This is a genomic window from Rhizobium viscosum, assembly GCF_014873945.1.
In the GTDB taxonomy this organism is placed as follows: domain Bacteria; phylum Pseudomonadota; class Alphaproteobacteria; order Rhizobiales; family Rhizobiaceae; genus Rhizobium; species Rhizobium viscosum.
The window spans coordinates 1566945-1590461 of the sequence record NZ_JADBEC010000002.1 but is presented as its reverse complement, the minus strand read 5'-3'; the positions used below and the strand labels follow the sequence as shown (position 1 = coordinate 1590461).

Below are 23517 nucleotides of genomic sequence, written 5' to 3'. Positions count from 1 at the left end.
CAATCTCACCGCGCGATTCTTTCGAACATGATCGCGTGCTGAAATCCCTTTGGATATTGCAAAGCTCGCCCCGCCTCTGCCTTGTTGCGCGCTTAGCGTATTATGCGATTCGCTATCCGCGACGAGGCGGAGCATGCACGAGGGACAAAAGGAGAGTTCGATGACAGACGCCAAGAGCGGCATTACGGGACTACGGCCGCAGATCACAGTGATTGGCGTCGGCGGCGGTGGCGGGAACGCGATCAACAATATGATCGACGAAAAACTGGCGGGCGTTGATTTCATCGCCGCAAATACCGACGCCCAGGTGCTCGCGACCTCCAAGGCGACGCGCCGCATTCAGCTCGGCGCCCACGTCACGGAAGGTCTCGGCGCCGGCTCCCTGCCGGAAGTCGGCCGTGCCGCCGCCGAGGAATCGCTCGACGAGATCATGGATCACCTGAGCGGCTCGCATATGTGTTTCGTCACCGCCGGCATGGGCGGCGGCACAGGCACGGGTGCTGCACCCGTCATCGCGCATGCGGCCCGTGCGGCGGGCATTCTGACGGTCGGCGTCGTCACGAAGCCGTTCACCTTCGAAGGCAATCGCCGCATGAAGATGGCGGAAGCCGGCATCGAGGCGCTGCGCCAGGCGGCCGATACCGTCATCGTCATTCCCAACCAGAACCTCTTCCGCATTGCAGACGCAAAGACCACCTTCGCCGATGCCTTCATGACGGCAGACCGCGTGCTTTATGCCGGTGTGGGCTGCATCACCGATCTCATCGTCAAGGAAGGCCTGATCAACCTCGACTTCGCCGATGTGAAGTCCGTCATGCGCGGCATGGGCCGGGCGATGATGGGCACGGGTGAGGCTGAAGGCGAGGCACGCGCGATGAAGGCGGCGGAAGCTGCCATTGCCAATCCGCTGCTCGACGATATCTCGATGAAGGGTGCCAAGGGCGTGCTGATCTCGATTTCCGGCGGTTCCGACATGACCCTCTTCGAGGTCGACGAGGCTGCAAGCCGCATTCGCGATGAAGTGCAGGACGACGCCGAAATCGTCGTCGGGGCCATCTTCGACCGCAGCCTGGACGGAAGGTTCCGCGTCTCTGTCGTGGCGACCGGCCTCGATGGCAACAATCAGGCGGCTGCCGTGCCGGACTTTGCCGCAGGACAGCTTCAGGGTCGCACATTGCAATAAGGCTGCCGAGATCGCCCATCCCGCGGACACTCGTAGCGGCAGTGAACGAGAGCATCGGAGTGACAGGCGAGACGGATTGCGACCGACGTGTAGTATTGGCTCTCTGCGGCAGGCTTAGGAATGCTACGCGTCGATCTCATTTTGAATTGGTCGAACGTCCACTTTGAATTGACGGCCAAGGGAAATTGTTGAGGCACGAGAGAGTAGGATTCTATCCTATCGCGTGATATAAAGGGGCGAAAAGACAGGAGTGTAAGTCTTGCGTTCAACGCAACAGCTGAGCATCACGCTGCCGGTGGAAATGGCGAATCTCGTCAAGCAGCGGGTGGCAAACGGCGATTATGTCTCAGAAAGTGAAGTCATCCGCGAAGGGCTCCGGGCTTTGCAGGAACGCGAAAACGCTGTCGAGCACTGGCTGCGCACAGAAGTTGCAGCCACCTACGATGCCCACAAGGCGGACCCCACAAAAGCCCTGCCCATTGACGAAGCCTGGAAGCGCCTGGAAGCGCGAATGGACGAAATCGACCGAGAAGAAGATTGATGGAGCGCTATCAGGTCCGCCTCACTGAAGAGGCGGAGTTGGACTTGGCGCGTATCTACGGTTTCGTCCGCAAAAAATCCGCATCTGCTGCCGTCGCCCGCAATTACGTGGCGCGCATCAAGGCCTTTATGGATGGGTTTGAGACATTTCCTGAACGGGGCAGCATTCGTGATCATGTCCGTCCGGGTTTGCGCGTCGTGGGTTTTGAGCGGCGAGTAAGCGTGGCATTCGTCTTTGGACCGACAGAGGTTGTTATCTTGCGCATCCTTTATGCTGGGCGGCAATTCGAAAGCGGGGAAAACTAGATCACACTTTAGGCGGCGGCCAAAGCGTGCGTATCTGTGACCAAGGCCAAACAGCCTTTAGCCGGCGCTGTCCATCACCTCGTCGGCGGCCCGCAACCCGCTCGCCCATGCGCCATGCGCCGTCGAGAAGTCGGATATGTGTGTCGCCTCACCGGCGAAAAACAGCCGGCCGCCGACCGGTCGTGCAAGGATGGTACGCGCATTCGCATGGCCAGGCAGCGCATGGCTGTAGGAGCCGCGAACCCAATCCGTGTGGCACCAGGACGAGGCTGCAAGCGGCCGCAGGTGGCGGCGGATGTCGTTGCCCAGGAGCGATGAAAGCTGGTCGAGGGCAAAGGCGAAGGCGTCGAGCAGGCCGGCCTGCTCGATGACGACGGCGCCCTTGCCGCCGAAGAAGCCTTCGACAGCCGGGCGTCCGAGCGGCCGGATGTAATAGCTGCCGGTCTCGTCGTTCCTGGCATCGCCGAGCAGATGGGTTTCCGGCTCGAGGCCATGATTGCCGTGGAGCTCCATGAACAGCTTGTCGGCAAGGCCGAGCGGCAGTTGCGCTGCGGCATGCAGATGATCATCGGCCTCAGGGTCGAAGGCGATAGTCCCGTAAGCGAGAACATTGGTCGAGACCGTGACGATTGCCGCACCTGCCGTGACCGGGCCGCGATCGGTTTCCAGCCGCACGCGCTTACCGGTCAGCGCGATACGGCGGACCGGCGTCGAAAGACGCAAGGTCACGTCTGGAATGGCAGCAGCGATCAGGTTTCCATAGCCTTGGTGCACGCGCCAGTTGGCATCGGTTGCGGCACTGTCATAGGCAAGGAAATCGGCAACCGACAGCCGCTCCAGCGGCGCGCCGTTCAGATAACCTGACAGCGACTGGCAATAGGCATTCCACTCACCAGCCGGCTCCAGCGCATCCGAGGCCCTGTCGCTTGCCGGCGGATTGGCCCGCAGCCGCTCTTCAAGCGCCTCCCAGGCAGCGGCAGCAGCCGCACGTTCTGCCGGCGAGAAGCCGAGATCACGCCACTGATTCTGCCAGGCGGTCGGCCCGCGCTCGATCGTGAAGCCGGCGTCGCGGCCGATCGCGACGAGGGGATTGCGCTCGGCCGAATGCAGCCAGCCGCAGCCCATATCGAGTGACATGCCGGAAAGTTCGACGGTCCAGGCACGACCGCCAACGCGGCTGCTGGCCTCGAGAATGACGACCGAGCGGCCGGCATCGGCGAGCTTTCGCGCCGCTGCAATGCCCGCCGCGCCGGCGCCGATAACAGCCACATCGTAGTCCATCGTCACGGCTTCGCCCCGCCTTCTGTCATCACCTTGACAGGCTTCAGCTTTACATGGGAGCCGCACCCGCTTCAATGCGACGGAAAGCCTGCTACACTGCCGACATGACCTTCTTCGAAACGCTCGTCGCCCTGCTCGCCGTCGCCATCCTGCTCCTGCAGATCACCCGGCGCATGCACCTTCCCTATCCCGGCATTCTGGCTGCCGCCGGCGTCGGCGTAGCGATGCTGCCTGGTGCGCCAGTCATCCCGATCGATCCACCGACGGCGCTTGCGCTGTTCATCGCACCCGTCCTCGTCGATTCCGCCTATGACTTCCCGATGGGGGCCGCACGGCGCATGCTGCTGCCGCTGATCTTCTATGCCGTCATTGCCGTTCTGGTGACAACAGGCGTGGTGGTGTCGATCAGCATGATGACGGTGGGACTGCCGATTGCGGTTGCCGTGACGCTCGGCGCCATCGTTGCCCCACCCGATGCCGCTGCAGCGACCGCCGTGCTTTCCAATCTGCCGGTAGACCGACGTGTGGATGCGCTGCTCAAGGGCGAAAGCCTGTTTAACGACGCAACGGCGCTGCTGCTGTTTGGAGCGGCACTCACAGTCCAGGCGCGCGGCGGGCTCGATGGCGCGACGGCGCTCCAGATCGGCTTTGCCGCACCCGGCGGCATTCTCCTCGGCATCGCCTTCGGCTTCTTCGTCTCGCGGCTCCGACCGATCACCGAGAATACGGTCGGCGGCACGCTGCTGCAGTTCGTCTATGCCTTTTCGACCTGGCTGATCGCCGAGCATCTGCATCTCTCGGCGGTGCTTGCGACGGTTGCGAGCGCCATGACGATCGCAACGCTTTCGACGGTCGACGATTCCCCGCGCATGCGGGTGCATTCCTTCGCCGTCTGGACGACGGTCGTCTTCCTGCTGAATGTCGTCGCCTTCCTGCTGATGGGGTTGCAGGCGCGCAGCATTGTCGAATCCATGTCCGCCGACGCGCTCGAGCGGGCGCTTGGTTTTGCCGCCATCGTGGTGGTCGGCGTCATCCTGGCGCGCCTTGCGATGGCCTTCCTGCTGCATGTGATCGTCATTTCGCGCCACCGGAACGGCAAAATGCTGGCTCCCTTCAAGCATGGAGAAACCTTCCTGGTCGGCTGGTCCGGCATGCGTGGCCTCGTCACGCTCGCCACTGCCTTTGCCCTGCCCGCCGACTTTCCGGAACGGGACCTCGTCGTCCTGACAGCCTTTGCCGTGGTGCTGGCAACCCTCGTCATCCAGGGAGCGACACTTGCCCCGATGATCCACTTCCTGAAACTCGGGCGGCAAAGCCAATTCGATGACGAACTGGAAGCGGCAAGGCGTTCGCTCGCCGAGGCGGCGTTCCAGCGGCTCGAAAAGGAAGGCGGCGCCGAGGCCGAGGCGATCCGGACGATCTGCAAGGACCACTGGACAGTGCCCTCAGACCGTGGCGGGACCTCGCCGCTCGAGCGCCGCCGCAAACTGACGATCGCCGCCGTGATCGCCCAGCGCCAACGCCTGGAGGAACTGCGCGACAAGGACCAGATCGGCGCGACGCAATATCTCGAATTGCAGGAAGATCTCGACTGGAAGCAGCTTTCGGTCGGCTCCGACGAAGATCGGCGCATTACCGAGAGCTAAGGCACAGACAGGATTGCTCAAGGGCATGTACCGGTCGGATGCAGCGTTCCCAACCCTCGGCATCGCCCCTGTCCTGGCAATCGACCATCATGCCGGAAGCTACGCCACTTCAGACTGTCGCGATCAACATGGCAATCGCTGATTTTTCAACCGAAAAGCGTTTCTCTCCGAGCGAATGTACGTATACCGTGCGACATCTCCCAACTCTTGTTTACTGCTGTTTTACCTTCAAACCAGATATTGCAACTCACGATAGGTTTGGCGCATGAGGCTCCTGCAATTCACCAGCCACCGTCCGCATGAGCGCGAAGGGTGGGTTTATCCGGAGAATGGCCATGATGCAGATCCCTCCCGCCGGGGGCAATATTTGGACGAATACACAATATCTGCTGGGTCGTGCAGGTAATGCACCCCAACCGCAAAGTGCAGCCGGCCAGATTCTCGGCAATCTGCTGTCGCATCTCGACGAACCGACGAAGCAGGCCTACTCCTCGATCCTGTCTGCCTTGATGAACGGTGCCGAGATTCAGGGCACCGATGCTGGCGACATCATCCTGGCACTTGCCCATGCCAAGATCAGCGCCGGCGGCGGCGACGATATTATCCTGGCCGGAGACGATGCCGAGATCGATGCCGGAGACGGCGACGACGGTGTTTTCGCCGGCTCATACGCGACCGTGCATGCCGGTGCCGGCAACGACATGATCATGACCATGGACGGTGCCACGATCGAGACGGGCTCGGGCAACAACTACGTTTCCACCTATTCCTATTCGTCCGTTACGGCAGGGGCCGGCAATGATGTGATCTGGACATATGACCATGCAACCGTCGATGCCGGCGATGGAGACGACATCGTCCAGACCTCCGATTATTCCACTGTCGCAGGCGGCGGCGGCAACGATGTGCTCCAGGTCAGCGGCCACTCTCAGGCATCTGGCGGCGATGGCAATGATGTGGTCATTGGCTACAGCTATGTGGATCTTACCGGCGGCGCGGGCAACGATGCGATGGAAGGCGGCGACCATTCGACGATCGACGCAGGCGAAGGCAACGATCTGGTCTTTGCCTATGGCTATTCCACCGTTCAGGCCGGAGCAGGCGACGATGTCATCATTACATCGGTCAATAACGGTCCCGGTCAGGACTACCAGATTTTCGGCTATGAAACCGTCGATGCCGGCGAGGGCAACGACTACATCCAGACCGGCGCCCATTCCAATGTCACTGGCGGCACGGGCGATGACGTCATCCGACTGACGGGCGTAGATTCGACTGTCAATTTCGCCAAGGGCGACGGCAAAGATACGATCCTGTCGCGAGACGACCTGACCATCAATCTCACCGGCTACTCGAAGGATGATATCATCATCGACGACCGCGGCGACAGCATGGTGATTTCGTTCAAGGGATCGCATGACAGCCTGACGTTGGACATGTCGAAAGGCATGACTGTCCATCTGGCCTTCGGCGATGAGAGCAGCATGGATGTCGCCTCAACCTCGACGAACGCCAGAAAATCGCTGGCGACGGCCGTGACCGGGCGCGTGCCTATCCTCAATGGCCAGATCATGTTCGAAAACCAGACGACGAATTTGACCGCTGCCGAGCAGGGCGCCCAATTGAAGGCGCAGGCCGATGCGCTGAAAGCACGGCTGGCCGCTAAGTAACCCGCAGCCATCTTCGGTTTTATTATTGAAACGGGACTCAGGGCTGTTGCCCTGGGTCTTTTGTTGTTGACGGATATCGGGCGAAACGGAAACCGCCGCCATCGATCAATGCCGGGGAGACACCGGGGAGATCGCAGCCGGGCGCCGCAACCTTAGCGGATGCTGAACGGGAAATATTTCGCATTGATCGTATCGTAGGTGTCGTTGGTTTCGATCTCTTCGAGCGCAGCATTGAGCTTGTCCAGCAGCGGCTTGTCGGTCGGACGCACGGCGATGCCAGCTCCGTCACCGAAATATTCCGTGTTCTTGATATCGTCGCCCTTGAATTCGCAGCAGCTGCCCGCCTTGGTGTTTGCGAGCCAGTCGTAGACCGCGAGCTTGTCTTCCAGGATGATATCGACCTTGCCGTCAGCAAGACCCTTGTAGAGATCCGGCGATGCCTGGAATACGGTCGTCGCGACACCGCTATAGAATTTCTTGGCGTAGGATTCCTGGGAGGTTGCTGCCGTCACGCCGAGCCGCAGCTTCTTCAGATCATCGGCTGACGTCCCGGCAATGTCGAACTTCTTGCGCGCGATGAACACCGTCGGGCTGTCATAATATTTCTGCGTGAAGGCAACCTTTTGCCGCCGCTCGGCGCTCATCGACATCGACGAGATGATCGCGTCATACTTGTTGTCGAGCAGGTTCGGGATCATCGCCGTCCATTCCTGGATGACGAATTCGCACTTCAATTTCGCGGTCTCGCAAAGGGCCTTGGCGATATCCACGTCGAATCCCTGCAGCTGATTATTGGAATCGACATAGTTGAACGGCGGAAACGCACCCTCGACGGCTATGCGGATGCTGTCGTTTTCGGCAGCCCGGACAGCAGCGGGCACAAAAATACCGACCGACACAACGGCCGCACAAGCAAATGCGAAGAACTTCGAACGGTAGAGAGATCCCAATCGCAACATATCAATCACCTTGACGTAGAGCCCGATCGCCAACCTTGCATCGGCAAGCGTTGCGCAATGAGCAGCCAATCACAAAACGATTAAAAAGCTCATCATTTTGGGCCATTAATTTTGATGCTGCTTGAAAAGCATTTTGTAAACAATCGCGGTCAGTATCAGGGCGCTCGGGAGAAGACTGCGTGCCTGCTGATCCGTCTTTAAGATTATTCGCTCACAGAGCGACCTGGACGTCGTCCGGGTCGATACTGGTGCTGCTTGCGATCAGCGGCCTGGCAATTCTTGGCCTGGTGTTCCTGGCTGCTATCTGGGCCGGGAGGGAAAGCGACGCAGCCGCGCTCGATCGGCAGCGCCAACTCGTCAACAGCCGCCTCCTGGATCAGGTCCAGCGCGTATCGCAAGACATCCAGCTGATGGGAGCAGGCTATGCTTCACTGCTGGTGGCAGATTCGGCACCGGCCGACGGCAAGAGCGAGCGCGCAGGTACGACATCGGCAGCGACATTCGGCAAGATCGCGACAACGGTATTCGGCTACAACGCGGCATTCCTCGTGACCCCGGCAGGCGAGCTTGCCCTACAGTCCGATCCTGAAACGAAACGCCGCTTCAAATGGGTGCGACCCCTGCTTCAGCCAATGATCCAGGATCTGGAAGCAACGCACGACGGTGCGCCACAGGGGCCGAGCTCCGATCCGGAACCCAGCCGGGTGGAACTGATGCGGCTTGAGGGCCGGCCTTCGGTCGCCGGCGTCGTTTCGGTCACGGGTTCCTCGAAAGTGGATCCGCAGCAAGGGAATGACGGCACCAGGCTCTATCTTGTGGCATTCCGCTTCCTCGACGGTGTCACGCTCGATACGCTGAGCCGCGAACAGGGGCTGGCCGGCGCTCGTTATGCCCGCACCGCGGATCAGGAGCAGAATGAAGTTGCCTTCGAAATCGAGGCAACGGCATCAGGCGATCCGATCGGCTTCATCATCTGGACGCCGGATCTGCCTGGATCACGCGTCATCGGCCGGCTTGTTCCCGTGCTCTCCGTGGCCGGCCTTGTCATCGCAGGCCTCTTCTTCGCCTTAATGGGCCGTTTGCGCGGCAGCCTCAGAGAACTCAGCGCCAGCGAACATCACGCGCGGCATCTTTCGCTGCATGACGTATTGACGGGCCTGCCGAACCGGGCGCTCTTTGCGGCGCGTTTCGAGCAATGCCTTTCGGCCATGAAATCTCCCGGCGAGTGCGCCGTCCTTGCCCTCGTCGATCTCGACAAATTCAAGGAAGTGAACGACATTCATGGGCATGCCGCCGGCGACGAGCTGCTGCGCGGCGCCGTCGACAGGATGAATGCCCTGATCGACCCAGGCGATACGCTTGCAAGGCTCGGCGGCGATGAATTCGCCCTGCTTCTTCCCGATGTCAGGGAAGGCGACGATAGCTACGTCCTCCTCTGCAACGCCATTATCGAGGCCCTGAGCAAGCCGTTTCAGCTTCGCGGCGGTGATGTTGTCGTCCGCATCGGATGCTCGATCGGCATCACTGCCTTTCATGACGCGACCCATGCAACCAGCGAGATTTTGCGGCGTGCGGACGTCGCCCTTTACGAAGCCAAGACCAGCGGGCGCGGCCGCCTGATTGAATATGATCCTTCCCTGGATCACCGGGTCGAGGCACGGGAAAATCTCAAGAACGATCTTCGCCTCGTGCTGGAAGGTCACACGCTTCCCCCCGGCAGCGCGGAGAATGCGCGTTCAGGTGATGTCGGCTATCTGGAGGTCTTCTTTCAGGGCGTGCATCGTGCTGACGCGCATGGAAAACTTTCGGGTGCAGAGGCCCTCCTGCGGTGGCGCCACCCCACTCAGGGACTGCTGTCGCCGGACAAGTTCATCCCGATCGCCGAGGAAGCGGGCATGATCGACCAGCTTGGCGGGTGGGTGCTGAGGAACGCGGCAAAGGCAGCCGCAGGCTGGCCAGCCGACATGTCGGTCGCCGTCAACGTCTCGCCCTCGCAAATCCGGCATCGGGACTTCGACCGCCATGTGCTGTCGATCCTGGCGGAAACCGGCCTGCCGCCATCGCGCCTCGAGCTGGAACTGACGGAAGCTGCCCTCTTCAATATCGACGAGACCGCGCAGAGCACACTCGGCAGGCTTCGATCCCAGGGGATCCGGATTGCGCTCGACGATTTCGGCACCGGCTTCTCTTCGCTCAGTCACCTCATTCAGTTCAACATCGACCGCATCAAGATCGACCGGTCCTTCGTAAGGTTGCTGGGAACACAGGCCGAGGGCGCCGCCATCGTTTCTGCGATCCTGGGCTTGAGCCGCACGCTTGGAAAGGCGACAACGGCCGAAGGCGTCGAGACGAAAGGGCAGAGAGACTTTCTCGTTGCTGCCGGCTGCAACGACCTGCAGGGCTTCCTGTTCTCCCGTCCCCTGCCCCAGGCTGATTTCCTGTCGTCATTGCCACCAGCTGAAGCCGCGCGGCCACAGTCGGTTGCCGCATCCTCTCCGCGCGGCTGATCGTCCACTTGGACGGACCGCTCTCACTGCCTTTTGCCTATCATCCAGACAAGATAGGGCGCGCCGGCAAAGGCCGCAAAAAGACCGAGCGGCAGTTCATAGGGAAACGTGACGGTGCGGGCGCCGAGATCGGCGATCACCATCAGCACGGCGCCGATGACGGCGGAGGCGAGCAGCCTGCTGCCGGCCTTTTCGAAGCCGGCATGGTGGGCAATGTGCGGAGCCATCAAGCCGACGAAACTCAAGGGGCCGACGAGCAGCGAGGCGGCAGCGGTCGCAATGCCTGCCGTCAACACCATCTGCATGCGGGCACCGACAAGCGGTAAGCCAAGCGCAAGCGCGGTGGGTGCCCCGAGTGGCAGGATCGTCAGCCATCGCGTGAAGATCAGGCCGATTATCAGAACAAGGACGGTGAGGCCGGCGAGGAACGCGGCCGTTTGCGGCGTGGCCGCCGCAGCCGAGCCGCCGAGCCAGGCGAGGATCTGCCAGGCGCGCTGATCGCCGACGGCAAGAAGCGCGCTCAGGATCGCCGACGAAAAGGCGCTGACGGAAATGCCTGCGAGCAGCAGGCGTTCGGACGGCAGATGCCGGCGGGCGGAAAAGAGTGCCACGATAACGAGCACGACGATCGCACCGCCGCCGGCGCCGAGAAAGAGCGCAGGCGCGCCGGCATTAGCCGAGAAGCTCAAGGCAACGGCATAACCGACGCCCGCCCCGCCGCTGACACCCAGCACTTCCGGGCTCGCCATCGGATTGCCGGTGAGGCGCTGCAGGATGGTGCCTGCCATGGCAAGCAGGCCGCCGGCGGCAGCCGATGCCAGAAGCCGCGGCCAGCGGGCAGGAAAGAGCTCCCAGAAGAGATCGCCGCTGAGCAACATCCAGCCATCGGGCAGGCGCGCAATGCAGAGGGCCGCCCAGGCAAGCGGCGGCAGCAGGCAGAGGATGAAGACGAGGCGCGACAGCGGCGCACGGGAGACGACAACGCTATCTGGCGGCTGCGGCGGCTCGACGGCCCGCACCTGCGGCAGCAGCCAGAGCAACAGCGGCCCGCCGATCAAGGCCGTCACCGATCCCGTCGGAAAGGTTTCGCCCGCCGAAGAGGCGACGAGCTGGACGATGCCATCGCAGAACCAGAGCAAGAGGCCGCCGGCGACAGGCGACAAAAGCAGAATGCTGCGCGTCGTGCGGATGCCGAGCAGGCGCACCAGCGCCGGGGCGGCAAGACCGACGAAGCTGACGAGGCCGACGGCAGCGGCAACGCCGGCGCTCAGCGCCACGGCAAGGCTGGCAATAGCTATGCGCGTGCCGACGAGTGCGACGCCCAGCGAGCGGGCACTGCTGTCGCCGAGGCCGAGCAGGGTGAGCGGGCGCAGCAACAGGAGGGTGATGGCGAGGCCGAGCAGCAGCTCCAGGCCGAGCGTTACCGTCGTCGACCAGTCCTGCTGGCTGAGCGAGCCGCCGTTCCAGGTCACCAGCGACATCAGGTATTCGCCCTGCGAGAGGGTCATCGCCGCCGACAGCGCGCCGCAGGTAATGCCGACGAGAAGGCCGGAGACCGCCATGGTGATGGGCTCGAAGCTGCGTCGCCAGCCGAGCAGGAAGACGATGGCGGTAGCCGCTGCCGCACCGGCAAGCGCGACGAAAGCGCGGTAACCATCGAGCACCTCGGGAAAGAACAGCGTGGCAGCGACGATCGCAAGCTGCGCGCCGGAGGAGACGCCGAGGGTGGAGGGATCGGCGATCGGGTTGCGCAGGAGGCGCTGCAAGAGGGCGCCGGCAAGCCCGAGCGCCGCACCGGCGAGAATCGCGACCGCACCGCGCGGCAGGACGGCGTAGGCGAAAATGATCTGCTGTGTCGTCATCTGCCCGGCATCAAAGGGCAAGGACGGCCAGTCTGCGAAAGGCAGATGGCTGAGTGCCGCCCACAGAAAGAGGCCGGCGGAGGCGACAAAGACGAAAAACGCGGCGGCAAGGGCGGCGGGTCTCATCACGGCCTCTCCCCTGACGACAGCATCGCCGTCTTGAAGAGCCGTGTGAAGCGGGCAGCAGCCGAGATGCCGCCATAGGGATTGATATTGCCGAGCATCAGCACGCGGCCGGAGCGCACCGGCTGCAGCGATTGCCAGATCATGCTGTTCCTTAATCCGTTGCGGGCTTCGACCGGGATATCGGAGATGACGACGATGCGCGCCTCCGGTTCGGCGGCGAGGTTTTCGATCGGCACCGGCGCGGCAAAAGTATAGCGGGAGCGGTCCGTCCAGGCATTCGGCAGGCCGAGGCGGGACAGGATATCGCCGAACATGCTGTCTGCGCCGAAGACGCGCACATGCCTCGCATCGCCAATATTGACGAGATAGGTCGGGCGCGCGGCAAAAGCTTGCAGGCTGACACGCGTCTCCTCGACAAGGGCTGACTGTTCAGCCACGACTTCGCGGCCGCGCTGTTCGAGGCCAAGCGCCTTTGCGAGTGCCGAAACGGCATCGATCGCCTTCTGATACGGCGGCTCGCCCCGGTTATAGAAGGGCAGCGACAAGACAGGCGCGATCGCCCGAAAGCTCGCCTCGAACCTGACATAGAAGGGCGAAATCAGAATGAGGTCCGGGCGCAGCAGGCGCAGGAGTTCGAGGTTCGGAGATCCGCGCAGGCCGAGATCGGCAACCGAGGAGTCGAGTACGGGCTCGACCGCATCTTTGCGGAACTGTACGAGTTCGGTCGCAGCAACTGGCATAATTCCGAGTGCCACCAGCGTTTCCAGCATGGCCCAGTCGATTGCTGCGATGCGCTTTGGTGGGGATTGGGGCGTTTCCGCAAAGGCCTCGCCGGGAATAGCGAAAGCCGCCAGCAGTGCAAGTGCCTGCCGACGGCTGATGCCCCATCCATATGCGTCTGGAAATTCCCTCACCATTGAAAGGTCAGCTTGCCCATCACCGTTCTGCCATCGCCGTAGGTGCAGCCGAAGGAGCTGCAGCTTGCAACATAGTCCTTGTCGGCAAGGTTCTTGAAGTTCAGCGAGGCGGTCACATTGTCCTTCTTGTAGTGCACTGCTGCATCGAAGAGGGTCACGGCGTCAAGATCGAGTGTGTTCTTGATATCGCCGTAGCGCTGGCCGACATAACGCACGCCGCCGCCGAGACCGAAGCCTTCGAGCGCCGTATCCTCGGGGAAGGTGTAGTCGAGCCAGAGACTTGCGGCATGCTCAGGCACATTGTCCGGGCGCTTGCCATCGTCGACACCGCCGACGATTTCGGCCTGCATGTAAGTGTAGGCGGCGCGCAGATCGAGGCCGTCGGTGAGGCTGGTGACGCCTTCGAGTTCGATACCCTTGACGTCAACCTCGCCGATCTGCCCGGTCCTCGTCGTGCCATCCGACAGGGCGTAGGTCGTCAGCACGTTCTTCTGCTTCAAATCGTAGGCGGCGAGCGTGAAGAAGCCGTTCCAGCCCTCCGGCTGGTATTTGACGCCGACTTCCACCTGCTCGCCCGTCGTCGGCTGCAGAGGCCCGCCGGTTGCCGGCACCGGTACCGGCTCGAAGGAGGTGACATAGCTGATATAGGGCGCGATGCCATTGTCGAACACATAGCTGAGGCCGGCGCGACCCGTCAGCTTCTGGTCGTCCTTGTCGACGGGGCGCGACACACCGGTCAGCCGGTTCGTCGAACGTCCCTCGGTGCTTGCCCAGTCCTGGCGAAGGGCTGCCGTTGCGCGCCAGTTCTCATAGGCGACTTCGTCCTGCACATAGAGACCGACCTGCGTCATCTGGGAATCGACATAGGTGCTGACCGTCGGCGCAATCAGCTTGACGGAGCCATAGACCGGATTGAACGCATCAAGCGGCGTTGCGCGCCAGAACTGGGTGCCGACATTGTTGTCGTAATAACGATAGTCCAGACCGAAGAGCACCTTGTGCTGGATCTCGCCGGTATCGAATTCCGCAAGCAGGTTGTTGTCGACGTTGAAGGTATTGAGCAACTCGTCCTGTATTGTGGCGTTGCGGTTGATCGTTCGGCCGCCGGTCAGGCCGAACGTCGACATGCCGAGCGCCTGGTAATTCCAGTCGAAATTCTGGTAGCGCAGGTTCTGGCGGAAGGTCCATGTGTCGTTCAGGTGATGCTCGAACTCATAGCCGAGATTGGTCAGTGTCCGGTCCGAGGTATCGAAGCTCTTGTCGCCGACAAAGAAATCCCGCGACAGACGATTGGCGCCCGCATTAAGGGTAAGTGCCGGCGGCAGGCTGGACGGCGTGCTCGGATTATCGTGCTGGACGCTGGTCAGGATCGTCAGCCTGGTGTCGTCGTCCGGCTGCCAGGTAAACGCAGGAGCGATGAAATAGCGGTCATTGTCGAGCTCGTCGACCTGTGCCGAGGCCGTCCTTGCAAGCCCCGTCAGACGATAGGCGAAATCGGAATTGCCGGGCATGATGTCGCCGAAATCGAAATAGGTGCCGTAGGTGTCGTAACTGCCGGCCTGCACGCCGACTTCACCGAAACGCTCGAAGACCGGCCGCTTGCTGATGAGATTGATCATGCCGCCCGGATTGCCCTGACCGTACATGACAGAAGCCGGGCCGCGCAGCACTTCGATACGCTCGAGCTGATAGGGGTCGACCGCCGGCGCTCCTGCCGTGCGCATCATACGCAGCCCGTTCAGAAACTGCGCCTGGCGGCTGTCGAAACCGCGAATACGCGGGGAATCAAAGCGCGGATCGGCGCCATAGGGCTCGCCGACGACGCCCGGCACGTAATCGAGCGCCTGGCCGACGGTTTCGGCATCCTGTGACTTCAGTTGGTCGGCCGTCAGCACCGAGATCGATTGCTGGGTTTCGAGGAGCGGCGTGCCGGTCTTGGTGGCGGTCGCACTCGTCCTGGCGACGAAGCCCTTCAGTGGTGCCGTCGGATCTTCATTCTTGGAACCGTCGATGACGATCGGCGCAAGTACAGTCGGATTGGCCTCCTGCGCGAGGGCCGGAAAGAGCGGTGCCAAAAGCGCGCTGGCCAGCGCCGTAGTGGAAGCGAATTTGAGGAGGTGAAGAGAACCAGTCATCGGGGCTCGTTATATCGGAAAACTGGATTTTTATAATCATGTTATTTCTGAGAGATCCAATAAACAGCACTCGAATTTTTCATAAGTATGAATTATGAAACTCGCCCAATGCCATAGATTTTAGTTCTTTTGGGAGAGAGAGATGGCGCTGACCGATCCGGGCTTCGAACTTCGGCACCTAAGATATTTCGTAACTCTCGTCGAGGAGCGGAATTTCGAGCGTGCAGCGATCAGGCTCGGCATTGCCCAGCCGGGCCTCAGTCAGCAGATCAGGAGCCTCGAAAAGATTGTCGGCACACCGCTGCTCGATCGGAACCGCCGGGGCGTGCAGCTCACGCATTCGGGCGAGGTCCTGTTCCAGGAGGCCCGGAAGGTCCTGGCCCAGACGGAGGCTACGGTCGCCGCCATCCACCGCGCCGGGCGCGGCGAAAGCGGGCGCATCTCGATCGGCTACGTGGCATCCGCCGCCTATTCCGGCGCGGTCGTCGGCTCGATCAGAGACTTCAAGCGCGATTACCCCTATGTCGAGGTCGAATTGCAGGAAATGGAGCTGCGCCAGCAATTGCAGCGCATTGCCGACGGTCTGCTCGATTTCGGCTATATCCGCGCGCCGGCGCCTATCCCACCGGGTGTTTCGGTGAAGGTCGTGCTGCGCGAGCCGCTGGTCGTCATGGTTCCCGCCGACCATGAATTCGCCCGGCGCTCCATCGAGATGCTTGCCCAGTTGGCAGACGACATGTTCATCACGCCACGCCAGCCGCCGGAAATCGGTTTTCACCGCAACACACTGCAGGCCTGCCGGGAGGCCGGCTTCGAACCATCCGTCAAGGCCATCGCACATGACTTCACCGAGATCGCCGCCCTCGTCGGCATCGGCACCGGCATCGCGCTGGTACCGCAATCGATGAGCCGGGTGGAACTGCCCGATATCCATTACCGGCCGCTCGGCGACGTAACAGTGACGTCTGATGTGGCGATCGCCTATCGCAAGGGCGAAGGTTCGCCTGCCACCAAGGCTTTCATTACCCAGCACCGGCAGAAGATCGGCCCTCCGGCATAGGGCGAGATAGTCAAAACGCAGGCGTCTGGCGAACCATCGGACACGACCTGTCTGCATTGCGCCATTCGCCGCTTGTCGGGTCCGAACTTGATCTGTCGGGACCGGGAGAGCAGGGCGCAAATTCGATCTGTGACGGAGATCCATCTGTCATCCCACTTCAAAGCTTGGAATGAATAACAAAGTGATCTACATCATTTGAGAGAATTATCTACATGGAGCCAGGGATGGCCATCAACGTCAACAACATGGAAGCGGATGCTCTGACGCGGGAGTTCGCCGCTATGGCCGGGGTCAGTATTACGGATGCGATTGTGATTGCCATGAAAGAGGCTATCGAGCGTCGCACCAGGAGCGAGAGCCCGGCCGAAACTGCGGCCCGACTCAGGAAGAAACATGGTATTTCCCTGACACCATCCTCCCGCAAGCCGCTTTCCCATGAGGTCTTTGATTCCCTGTGGGATGAAGGCTGATGTTCATCGACGCCTGCGCGATCATCGCTCTCCTGTCGGATGAACCGGAAGCCAAGCGGGTATCCGATGCGATCGCGGCGGCACGCGCCCCATTCACCTCTCCTATCGCAATGCTCGAGGCGGCTTTGGGGCTTGCGCGACCCGACAAGTTTGGTTTGCCGCTTGATGCAGTGGAAGCGCTGCTGATGGAATTTCTGGAGGCTCGTGGCATCGAGATCCGCGACCTTCCTCCGGCTCGTGAAACAACGCACCTCGCTCTTTCAGCTGCGCATCGATATCGCGCCGGCCGCAGAGGCCTTAACCTCGGCGACTGCCTCCACTACGCCTGTACGAGGTACTATGACGTCCCAATTTTGGCGACCGATAACGAGTTTCGTGAGACCGATATCGAAACCGTTCCATGATTTCCCGCAACGCCGGCCTGCAAATCGTCAGGATAATTCATACAGGATCCGACGGCATCGATCGTCCATCCGCGCGTCTTTGGCTAACGACGAGATACCCCAGCGCACAGACGAAGATAGTAAGAAGTATCCCCGAGCCCGAGGCTCAGAACGCGATCCATCAGAAACATCAGCTCAACTCCAGATCCCGAGGGCAAGCCGACGATCCAGCCGGACGGTGCGGCCACCGGGATGGAGACAACAGCGGAGATGATCGCCGAGACAAACGCGCTCACGCCCGCAATCCGCCAGAGAGATCGTGAGGGCGCCGTGCGGTTCTCATCCTCTCCTTTCCAGAAAGAAAGGAAGGGAAGAAGGCCATGGCAAATAAAAATTGGCCGCGGCCAACTTGGCCAGAACCGGGTGATAGTTGTGCAGATGATGGCAAATGGCCTTGATCTGGCGATGATTCCCGTCGCCCGATGATTTCCCAGACGGCAAGCCCTCACGGAGGCAGCGTTCCTCGATTGCGTCGTGACGACAAAAGAGGCCCTAAGCCGGCTCCGTTCGCATTCACGACCATCGGCACTGATATTGCATCAGATTGTCGTTTGTCTTACACTGTCTTACATCCTGAAGGAAGGAAGCATGTCGAACGCCAGCCAATCCGAATCCGTCACTGTCCGGGTGCCTTCCGAGGTGGTCGCCGATATCGAAGCCATCGCAAAAGCCACCGATCGATCCCGCAGCTACATCATCGTTCGCGCCCTGCGGACGTATCTCATGAACGAGGGATCCGACATCCTCGCCGCGACCAACGGCCGCGAGCAGATCGCGGCCGGAGAGTTCGAGAACATGGATGACGTGATCGCGGACATCGATAGGATCGTAGGCGGAAAAGCTGCGTGACTGCCGTACGGCTTTCTAAGGATGTCGCGAGCTATATCCGCCGCGAAAGCGAATACTTGCGGAAGCTCAATCCTGCCGCAGCACGGAAGTTTGTGCTCGCGATCAAGAACGCGAAGCGGACACTTTCCGAATTTCCGCAATCCGGCAACCGGATGCACGGCGGCCTGCAGATTACCGGAAGCCTGACGCTCGTAGTCGGGGATTATCTGTTGGACTACCTCTATGAGGGCGATACCGTGGACGTGATCCTGATCCGTCATGGACGGATGCTTGTGCCGACGCCGGATCTCGACGTCGACAGCGACCTTTAATTTCAAAATACACCGATCAATCCTTTGCGACGGCGCGAGTGCGAGGTACGGCCGCGATTCGACCCTTCCATGACAATTGCATGACGCAATTGGAACAAGGGTGGAAAGGCTTGTAACCCGCCTGACATTGGGGCGCTCTAAAGAGGCGGCATCAGCATTGCCTGCCGCCGGACACCTGCCGCGGGCCTTATTGGAGAGCGCCGGCATGAAAATCGTCCAGATCACCGACACGCATTTCAGCCCGTCGATACCGCATTTCAACGGCAATTGGCAGCCGCTTGCAGACTGGATCAACGGCAGCGGTGCCGATCTCGTCATCCATACCGGTGACCTTGCCGTCGATGGCGCCGACAAGGACGAGGATCTGACCTTCTGTATGGAGCTGATGCGGCAGGTGAATATCCCCATGCTGATCGTTCCGGGCAATCACGATGTCGGCCATCTGCCGGGTTCGCTGCAGCCGGTCGATGCCACCAGGCTCAACCGCTGGCGCAGCCTCGTGGGACCGGATTACTGGCTGGAGGATGCCGGCAACTGGCGCCTGATCGGCCTCGACAGCCTGCTGATGGGCATGGAAAACGACGAGCAGGAAACGCAGTTTGCCTGGCTGGAGCAAGCGCTTGCCACACGCGCCGGCCGGCGGATCGCAATGTTCGCGCATAAACCGCTCTTCGTCGATGCGCCTGATGAAGGCGATACCGGCTACTGGAGCATCCGCCCGGCCCAGCGCCAGCGGCTCTATGATCTGATCGCCGCCCATGACGTCGCCCTCTATGCCAGCGGCCACCTGCACTGGGCTTGGAAGGGCCGCTTCAACGATACGTCGCTGGTCTGGGGGCCGTCGGCTGCGTTCATCATCGGCACGATGGAACGCGAGATGCCCGGAAAGAAGATCGTTGGCGCCGTGCTGCACGATCTCGGCAATGACATTACGAGCGAGATCGTCGCCCTACCAGGCATGGTGGCCCATGTGCTCGATGACGTCGTTGCCGAAGTATACCCGCACGAGGCCCACAAGGTGCAGAAGGAGCCGGCGCAATGAGCGCGCTGTCACTTTCTTCCATTTCCAAATCCTACGGCGACATCGCCATCCTGAAAAATATCAGCCTCGACGTTCCGCCAGGCGAATTCATCGCGCTCGTCGGCCCTTCGGGTTGTGGCAAGAGCACGCTCTTACGCATCCTTGCCGGCCTCGACCATGCCGATAGCGGCGAGATCGTCATCGGCGGACGGGAAATGTCGGATGTCGCGGCCGCAGGCCGCAACATCGCCATGGTCTTCCAGTCCTACGCGCTCTATCCACATCTGACGGCCGGCCAGAATATCGCCGTTCCGCTTGCCATGCGCCGGCTGAGCAGCCTTCAGCGCCTGCCCTTCCTCGGCCCCGTCATGCCCGGCTACCGCGCCATCCGCACAGGCATTTCCCGCGATGTGCAGGAAACGGCAAAGGCGCTGAAGATCGATCATCTGTTGGAGCGCAAGCCCGGCCAGATGTCGGGCGGCCAGCGGCAGCGCGTCGCGCTTGCCCGCGCCATGGTGCGCCATCCGAGCGTCTTCCTGATGGACGAGCCCCTGTCGAACCTCGACGCCAATCTGCGCGTCCATGCGCGCGGCGAGATCGTCGAATTGCATCGCCGCGCCGGCGTGCCGACGGTCTATGTCACGCACGATCAGGCCGAGGCGCTTTCCATGGCCGACCGGGTCGCCGTAATGATCGGCGGCCAGATGCTGCAGCTCGCCCCGCCGCAGGTCATCTATGACGATCCCGCCCATATCGAGGTCGCCCGCTTCGTCGGCCAGCCGCGCATCAACCTGCTGCCGGCGCGCGTCGAGTACGGAACAGTCGCCTTCGGCGATATGAGGATGGCGCTGGAAGAAGCAGATCCTGCCGGCCCTGATGTGACGATCGGCATCCGTCCGGAATTCGTGCGGCTTGCCGCAGACGATGGAAGCTCGCTGCCGGCCTGCATCGAGCGCATGGAATTCCTCGGCTCCGAAGTAATTCTGTTCTGCCGGCTGAATGCAATCGGCGAGATCGTGCTTGCCAAGCTCGCACCAGCCGAAGCTGCCGGCCTGGCCGCCGGCATGACCGTCGCCCTTTCCTTCGCCCCTGACAAGGCCATGGTCTTTGCGCCGGACGGACGACGGCTGCGCGCCTCAGCCGTTCTGGCCGATGCCGGCAGGGAGAAGGCCCATGGCTAGTATCGCCGCGGGCGAAATCCGGCCGGTCGCATCCTCGGTCAGGCATGAACGCCGAGAGGCGCGGACCGCTTGGCTGCTGGCCCTGCCGGCGATCATCCTCATGTTGCTCTTCGTGCTCCTGCCGATCGTTGCCGTCATTTTTCTCGGCTTTACCGATTTCGAACTCGGCGTCGGCAAGTTCCGCTTCGTCGGCTTCGAGAATTACGCCGAGCTCTTCACCGACCGCACCTTCCGCAAGTCCCTGTGGAACACGACGGTCTATACGGCGATCGTCGCACCCGTCTCGATCCTGCTCGGGCTCGGTGTGGCCATGCTGATTGAGGGCGAGGGCTGGGGAAAGAGCTTCTTCCGTACCGCCTATTTTCTCCCCGTCGTCTCGCTGATCGTCGCCATGGCGACCGTCTGGCAATATCTCTTCCACCCGACCATCGGCCCGCTCAATGCATTGCTCGGTCTTGCCGGCCTGCCGAAGCCGAACTGGCTCGGCGCTTCGTCCACTGCCCTCTACAGCCTCTCCATCATCGGTGTCTGGCAGACCGTCGGCTTCAACATGGTGCTGTTTCTCGCAGGCCTGACGGCGATCCCGCGCGAACTCTATGCCGCCGCCGAAATCGACGGCGCCAAATCCTCGCTCGACCGCTTCTTCCTCGTCACCTGGCCGATGCTCGGACCGACAGCGCTTTTCGTCACCACGATCAGCGTCATCAATGCGGTGAAGACCTTCGAGACGGTGAAGACGCTGACGGATGGAGGCCCCAATCATGCCTCCGAAGTGCTGCTCTTCACCATCTACCAGGAGGGCTTTGTCTACATGAAGGTCGGCTATGCCTCGGCCATGACGGTGGTTTTCCTCGCCATCCTCGTCGTCATGATGTTCCTGCAATACCGCTTCCTCGATCGGCGAGTGCACTATTCATGAAGACGAGATCCCGCTTCACCCTCGGCCGGCTCATCCGCCTGGCGCTGCTCATCATCGGCGCGGTCATTTTCCTCGCGCCCTACATCTTCATGATATCGGCAGCCGGCAAATCGCAGGACGACATCTTCACCGCGGCACTTTCGCTGATCCCGACGCATTTCTACTACATGCAGAATTTTGCCAAGGCGCTCGAGAAGGTGGCGATGGGCACGCTGCTCTGGAACGGCGTGGTGGTCTGTGCGCTGATCTTCGTCTTCCAGGTGCTGGTCGCCATCCCCTGCGCCTACGCCATGGCGAAGCTGAAATTCCGCGCCGCCCGGATGATGATGGTGCTGGTGCTGCTCGGCTTGCTTGTGCCGATCCATGCGACGGCCCTGCCGCTTTATGTCGCCTTCGACAGCCTGTCGCTGCTCAACGGCTATACGGCACTGGTCGCCCCCTTCACCATCTCGGTCTTTGCGATCTTCCTGTTCCTGCAGTTCTTCCGCGCGATGCCCGACGACCTGATCCATGCCGCCCGCCTCGACGGCATGTCCGAGCTCGGCATCGTCTCGCGCGTGATCGTGCCGAATGCCTGGCCGGCGGTGACAGCATTCGCGATCTTTTCGGTCGTCGCCCACTGGAATGACCTCTACTGGCCGCTGATCGTCATCAGCAAACCGGGCTACGCCACGCCGCCGCTCGGCCTGATGAACTTCCGCGCCGCGGAAGCCGGCGACGATTACGGCGCGCTGATGGCGGCCACCATCATCATCACCATCCCCCTCGTTGCAGCTTTCCTGCTCGCGCAGAAACGCTTCGTCGAGGGCATCACCATGACCGGTCTCAAAGGCTGACCGGCTGAACCCAGGAGAACGAGCGATGAAGCATTTCACCCAGTTCCTCGCAGCAGCGGCTCTGTCCGTGGCGGCAGCAATGCCGGCCCACGCCGAAACGACGCTGACGATCCACTACCCGATGCCGGGCTTCTTCAAGGACGTGATGGACACGATCTCGAAGAAGTTCATGGAAGAAAACCCAGACATCAAGATCCAGTTCGCCGCTCCCTCGGCGACCTATGAAGACGGCATCCAGCTGATCCTGCGCCAGGCCGGCACGTCCGAAATGCCCGACGTCACCTTCATCGGCCTGAACCGCCTGCGCATGCTAAACGAGCGCAATGTCGCCGTCGACATGACGCCGCTCGTCCAGAAGGAAGGCAACATGGCCGAGCAGGGCTTCTCGGACACGATCCTGAAGCTCGCCCAGGTCAAGGGCAAGCAGGTTGGCCTCGCTTTCGCCACCTCCAACCCGATCATGTATTACAATGCCGATCTCGTGAAGGCCGCCGGCGGCAATCCCGATACCCCGCCGAAGACCTGGGACGAGGTCATCGCGCTCGCCGGCAAGATCAAAGCGCTCGGCAACGGCGTCGACGGCATGGACTTCCGTTGGCAGGGCGACGACTGGATGTTCTCGGCCCTCCTCTTCGGCGCTGGCGGCAAGATGCTGAGCGACGACGAGCAGAAGGTCACCTTCAACGGTCCTGAGGGACAGAAGGCCGTCGAACTGATCAGCCGCTTCGTCAAGGAAGGCGGCATGCCTGTTTTCACCAAGGCAGCGGGCGAACAGGCCTTTGCAGCCGGCAAGGTCGGCTTCGAATTCCAGACGACCGGCGCGCTCGTCAACACGATCAGGAATGTCGGCGCCAAGTTCGACCTGCGCACCGCCCAGATCCCGCTCATCGATCCGGACAAGGGCCATCTGCCGACCGGCGGCAACGCCGTCGTCATCCTCGCCAAGGATCCGGCCAAGCAGGACGCCGCCTGGAAATTCGCCAAGTTCGCCGCCGGCCCCTATAGCGCTTCCGTCGTCGTTCCCGGCACCGGCTACGTTCCGAACAACGAACTTGCCGCCAAGTCTGCCGAATATCTCGGCGACTTCTACAAGAAGAACCCGCTCTTCCAGGCCGGCCTTAGCCAGATGCCGCGCATGATCCCCTGGTACGCCTTCCCCGGCACCAATGGCGTCAAGGTCACCCAGACGATCGTCGACAACCTGTCGCGGATCGTCGATGGTTCGGCCGAGCCGAAGGAAGCCCTCGACGACGCAGCCGCCGACGTCGAAGGCATGCTGCCGCGCAGCTGATTTT

At 61.6% G+C, this 23517-nt stretch carries 22 protein-coding genes; 17 read left to right on the top strand and 5 right to left on the bottom strand.

Annotation, left to right across the window (positions count from 1 at the left end; translation table 11 throughout):
- The first annotated feature begins 160 nt into the window (after positions 1–160).
- The 3 genes from ftsZ to H4W29_RS28170 all read left to right on the top strand — a co-directional run bounded on the left by ftsZ (position 161) and on the right by H4W29_RS28170 (position 2029).
- Positions 161–1183, top strand: a complete 1023-nt coding sequence (ftsZ, locus tag H4W29_RS28180; RefSeq protein ID WP_192732088.1) for a cell division protein FtsZ — start codon at positions 161–163, stop codon at positions 1181–1183.
- Positions 1184–1442: 259 nt separating this feature from the next.
- Positions 1443–1724 carry a type II toxin-antitoxin system ParD family antitoxin gene (locus H4W29_RS28175; RefSeq protein ID WP_192732087.1) on the top strand — a complete coding sequence of 94 codons (282 nt, stop codon included), beginning with the start codon at positions 1443–1445 and terminating at the stop codon, positions 1722–1724.
- On the top strand, positions 1724–2029 hold the full coding sequence (locus H4W29_RS28170) for a type II toxin-antitoxin system RelE/ParE family toxin (protein WP_192732086.1): 306 nt from the start codon (positions 1724–1726) through the stop codon (positions 2027–2029). The genes H4W29_RS28175 and H4W29_RS28170 overlap by 1 nt, the downstream gene beginning before the upstream one ends.
- A gap of 57 nt (positions 2030–2086) precedes the next feature.
- On the opposite strand, the gene H4W29_RS28165 is transcribed toward H4W29_RS28170, so the two are convergent.
- A complete protein-coding gene (locus H4W29_RS28165; RefSeq protein ID WP_192732834.1) occupies positions 2087–3310 on the bottom strand; it encodes a flavin monoamine oxidase family protein in 1224 nt (407 codons plus the stop codon).
- Between the two features lie 104 nt (positions 3311–3414).
- Between H4W29_RS28165 and H4W29_RS28160 the strand changes: the two genes are divergently transcribed.
- Together H4W29_RS28160 and H4W29_RS28155 are read left to right on the top strand one after the other, a co-directional pair.
- Entirely contained in the window at positions 3415–4956 is a 1542-nt protein-coding gene (locus H4W29_RS28160; RefSeq protein WP_192732833.1) for a cation:proton antiporter, read from the top strand.
- Positions 4957–5291: 335 nt separating this feature from the next.
- Positions 5292–6626: a calcium-binding protein gene (locus H4W29_RS28155; protein ID WP_192732085.1), complete on the top strand. Its 1335-nt coding sequence runs from the start codon at positions 5292–5294 to the stop codon at positions 6624–6626.
- A gap of 152 nt (positions 6627–6778) precedes the next feature.
- Here H4W29_RS28155 and H4W29_RS28150 read toward each other — a convergent pair whose 3' ends face one another.
- Positions 6779–7585: an ABC transporter substrate-binding protein gene (locus H4W29_RS28150; protein WP_192732084.1), complete on the bottom strand. Its 807-nt coding sequence runs from the start codon at positions 7583–7585 to the stop codon at positions 6779–6781.
- Between the two features lie 179 nt (positions 7586–7764).
- On the opposite strand from H4W29_RS28150, the gene H4W29_RS28145 reads away from it, so the two are divergent.
- Entirely contained in the window at positions 7765–10092 is a 2328-nt protein-coding gene (locus H4W29_RS28145; protein WP_192732083.1) for a putative bifunctional diguanylate cyclase/phosphodiesterase, read from the top strand.
- 23 nt (positions 10093–10115) lie between these two features.
- Here H4W29_RS28145 and fhuB read toward each other — a convergent pair whose 3' ends face one another.
- From fhuB to H4W29_RS28130, 3 genes are read right to left on the bottom strand one after another with little or no spacing between them, the layout of a single operon-like run.
- Positions 10116–12080, bottom strand: a complete 1965-nt coding sequence (gene fhuB / locus H4W29_RS28140) for a Fe(3+)-hydroxamate ABC transporter permease FhuB (RefSeq protein WP_192732082.1) — start codon at positions 12078–12080, stop codon at positions 10116–10118.
- Positions 12080–12997: an iron-siderophore ABC transporter substrate-binding protein gene (locus H4W29_RS28135; RefSeq protein ID WP_192732081.1), complete on the bottom strand. Its 918-nt coding sequence runs from the start codon at positions 12995–12997 to the stop codon at positions 12080–12082. Before H4W29_RS28135 ends, fhuB begins: the two co-directional genes overlap by 1 nt.
- The gene (locus H4W29_RS28130) at positions 12991–15132 is read right to left on the bottom strand and encodes a TonB-dependent siderophore receptor (RefSeq protein ID WP_192732080.1); all 2142 of its coding nucleotides are present in this window, start codon (positions 15130–15132) and stop codon (positions 12991–12993) included. Before H4W29_RS28130 ends, H4W29_RS28135 begins: the two co-directional genes overlap by 7 nt.
- A gap of 142 nt (positions 15133–15274) precedes the next feature.
- Between H4W29_RS28130 and H4W29_RS28125 the strand changes: the two genes are divergently transcribed.
- The 11 genes from H4W29_RS28125 to H4W29_RS28075 all read left to right on the top strand — a co-directional run bounded on the left by H4W29_RS28125 (position 15275) and on the right by H4W29_RS28075 (position 23513).
- On the top strand, positions 15275–16192 hold the full coding sequence (locus H4W29_RS28125; RefSeq protein ID WP_192732079.1) for a LysR substrate-binding domain-containing protein: 918 nt from the start codon (positions 15275–15277) through the stop codon (positions 16190–16192).
- Between the two features lie 224 nt (positions 16193–16416).
- Positions 16417–16662 (top strand): type II toxin-antitoxin system VapB family antitoxin, encoded by a 246-nt coding sequence (locus H4W29_RS28120; RefSeq protein WP_192732078.1) that lies wholly within the window; start codon positions 16417–16419, stop codon positions 16660–16662.
- A complete protein-coding gene (locus tag H4W29_RS28115) occupies positions 16662–17066 on the top strand; it encodes a type II toxin-antitoxin system VapC family toxin (RefSeq protein WP_192732077.1) in 405 nt (134 codons plus the stop codon). The genes H4W29_RS28120 and H4W29_RS28115 overlap by 1 nt, the downstream gene beginning before the upstream one ends.
- A 249-nt stretch (positions 17067–17315) precedes the next feature.
- The gene (locus H4W29_RS28110) at positions 17316–17531 is read left to right on the top strand and encodes a hypothetical protein (RefSeq protein WP_192732076.1); all 216 of its coding nucleotides are present in this window, start codon (positions 17316–17318) and stop codon (positions 17529–17531) included.
- A gap of 162 nt (positions 17532–17693) precedes the next feature.
- On the top strand, positions 17694–17954 hold the full coding sequence (locus H4W29_RS28105; RefSeq protein WP_192732075.1) for a CopG family ribbon-helix-helix protein: 261 nt from the start codon (positions 17694–17696) through the stop codon (positions 17952–17954).
- Complete coding sequence (locus H4W29_RS28100) at positions 17951–18265, top strand: type II toxin-antitoxin system RelE/ParE family toxin (protein ID WP_192732074.1); 315 nt, start codon at positions 17951–17953, stop codon at positions 18263–18265. Before H4W29_RS28105 ends, H4W29_RS28100 begins: the two co-directional genes overlap by 4 nt.
- 205 nt (positions 18266–18470) lie before the next feature.
- A complete protein-coding gene (locus tag H4W29_RS28095; protein ID WP_192732073.1) occupies positions 18471–19307 on the top strand; it encodes a metallophosphoesterase family protein in 837 nt (278 codons plus the stop codon).
- Positions 19304–20467 carry an ABC transporter ATP-binding protein gene (locus H4W29_RS28090; protein ID WP_192732072.1) on the top strand — a complete coding sequence of 388 codons (1164 nt, stop codon included), beginning with the start codon at positions 19304–19306 and terminating at the stop codon, positions 20465–20467. Before H4W29_RS28095 ends, H4W29_RS28090 begins: the two co-directional genes overlap by 4 nt.
- Positions 20460–21386: a carbohydrate ABC transporter permease gene (locus H4W29_RS28085; RefSeq protein WP_192732071.1), complete on the top strand. Its 927-nt coding sequence runs from the start codon at positions 20460–20462 to the stop codon at positions 21384–21386. The genes H4W29_RS28090 and H4W29_RS28085 overlap by 8 nt, the downstream gene beginning before the upstream one ends.
- Positions 21383–22222 (top strand): carbohydrate ABC transporter permease, encoded by an 840-nt coding sequence (locus tag H4W29_RS28080; protein WP_192732070.1) that lies wholly within the window; start codon positions 21383–21385, stop codon positions 22220–22222. Before H4W29_RS28085 ends, H4W29_RS28080 begins: the two co-directional genes overlap by 4 nt.
- A 25-nt stretch (positions 22223–22247) precedes the next feature.
- Entirely contained in the window at positions 22248–23513 is a 1266-nt protein-coding gene (locus tag H4W29_RS28075; RefSeq protein ID WP_192732069.1) for an ABC transporter substrate-binding protein, read from the top strand.
- Positions 23514–23517: the final 4 nt, after the last annotated feature.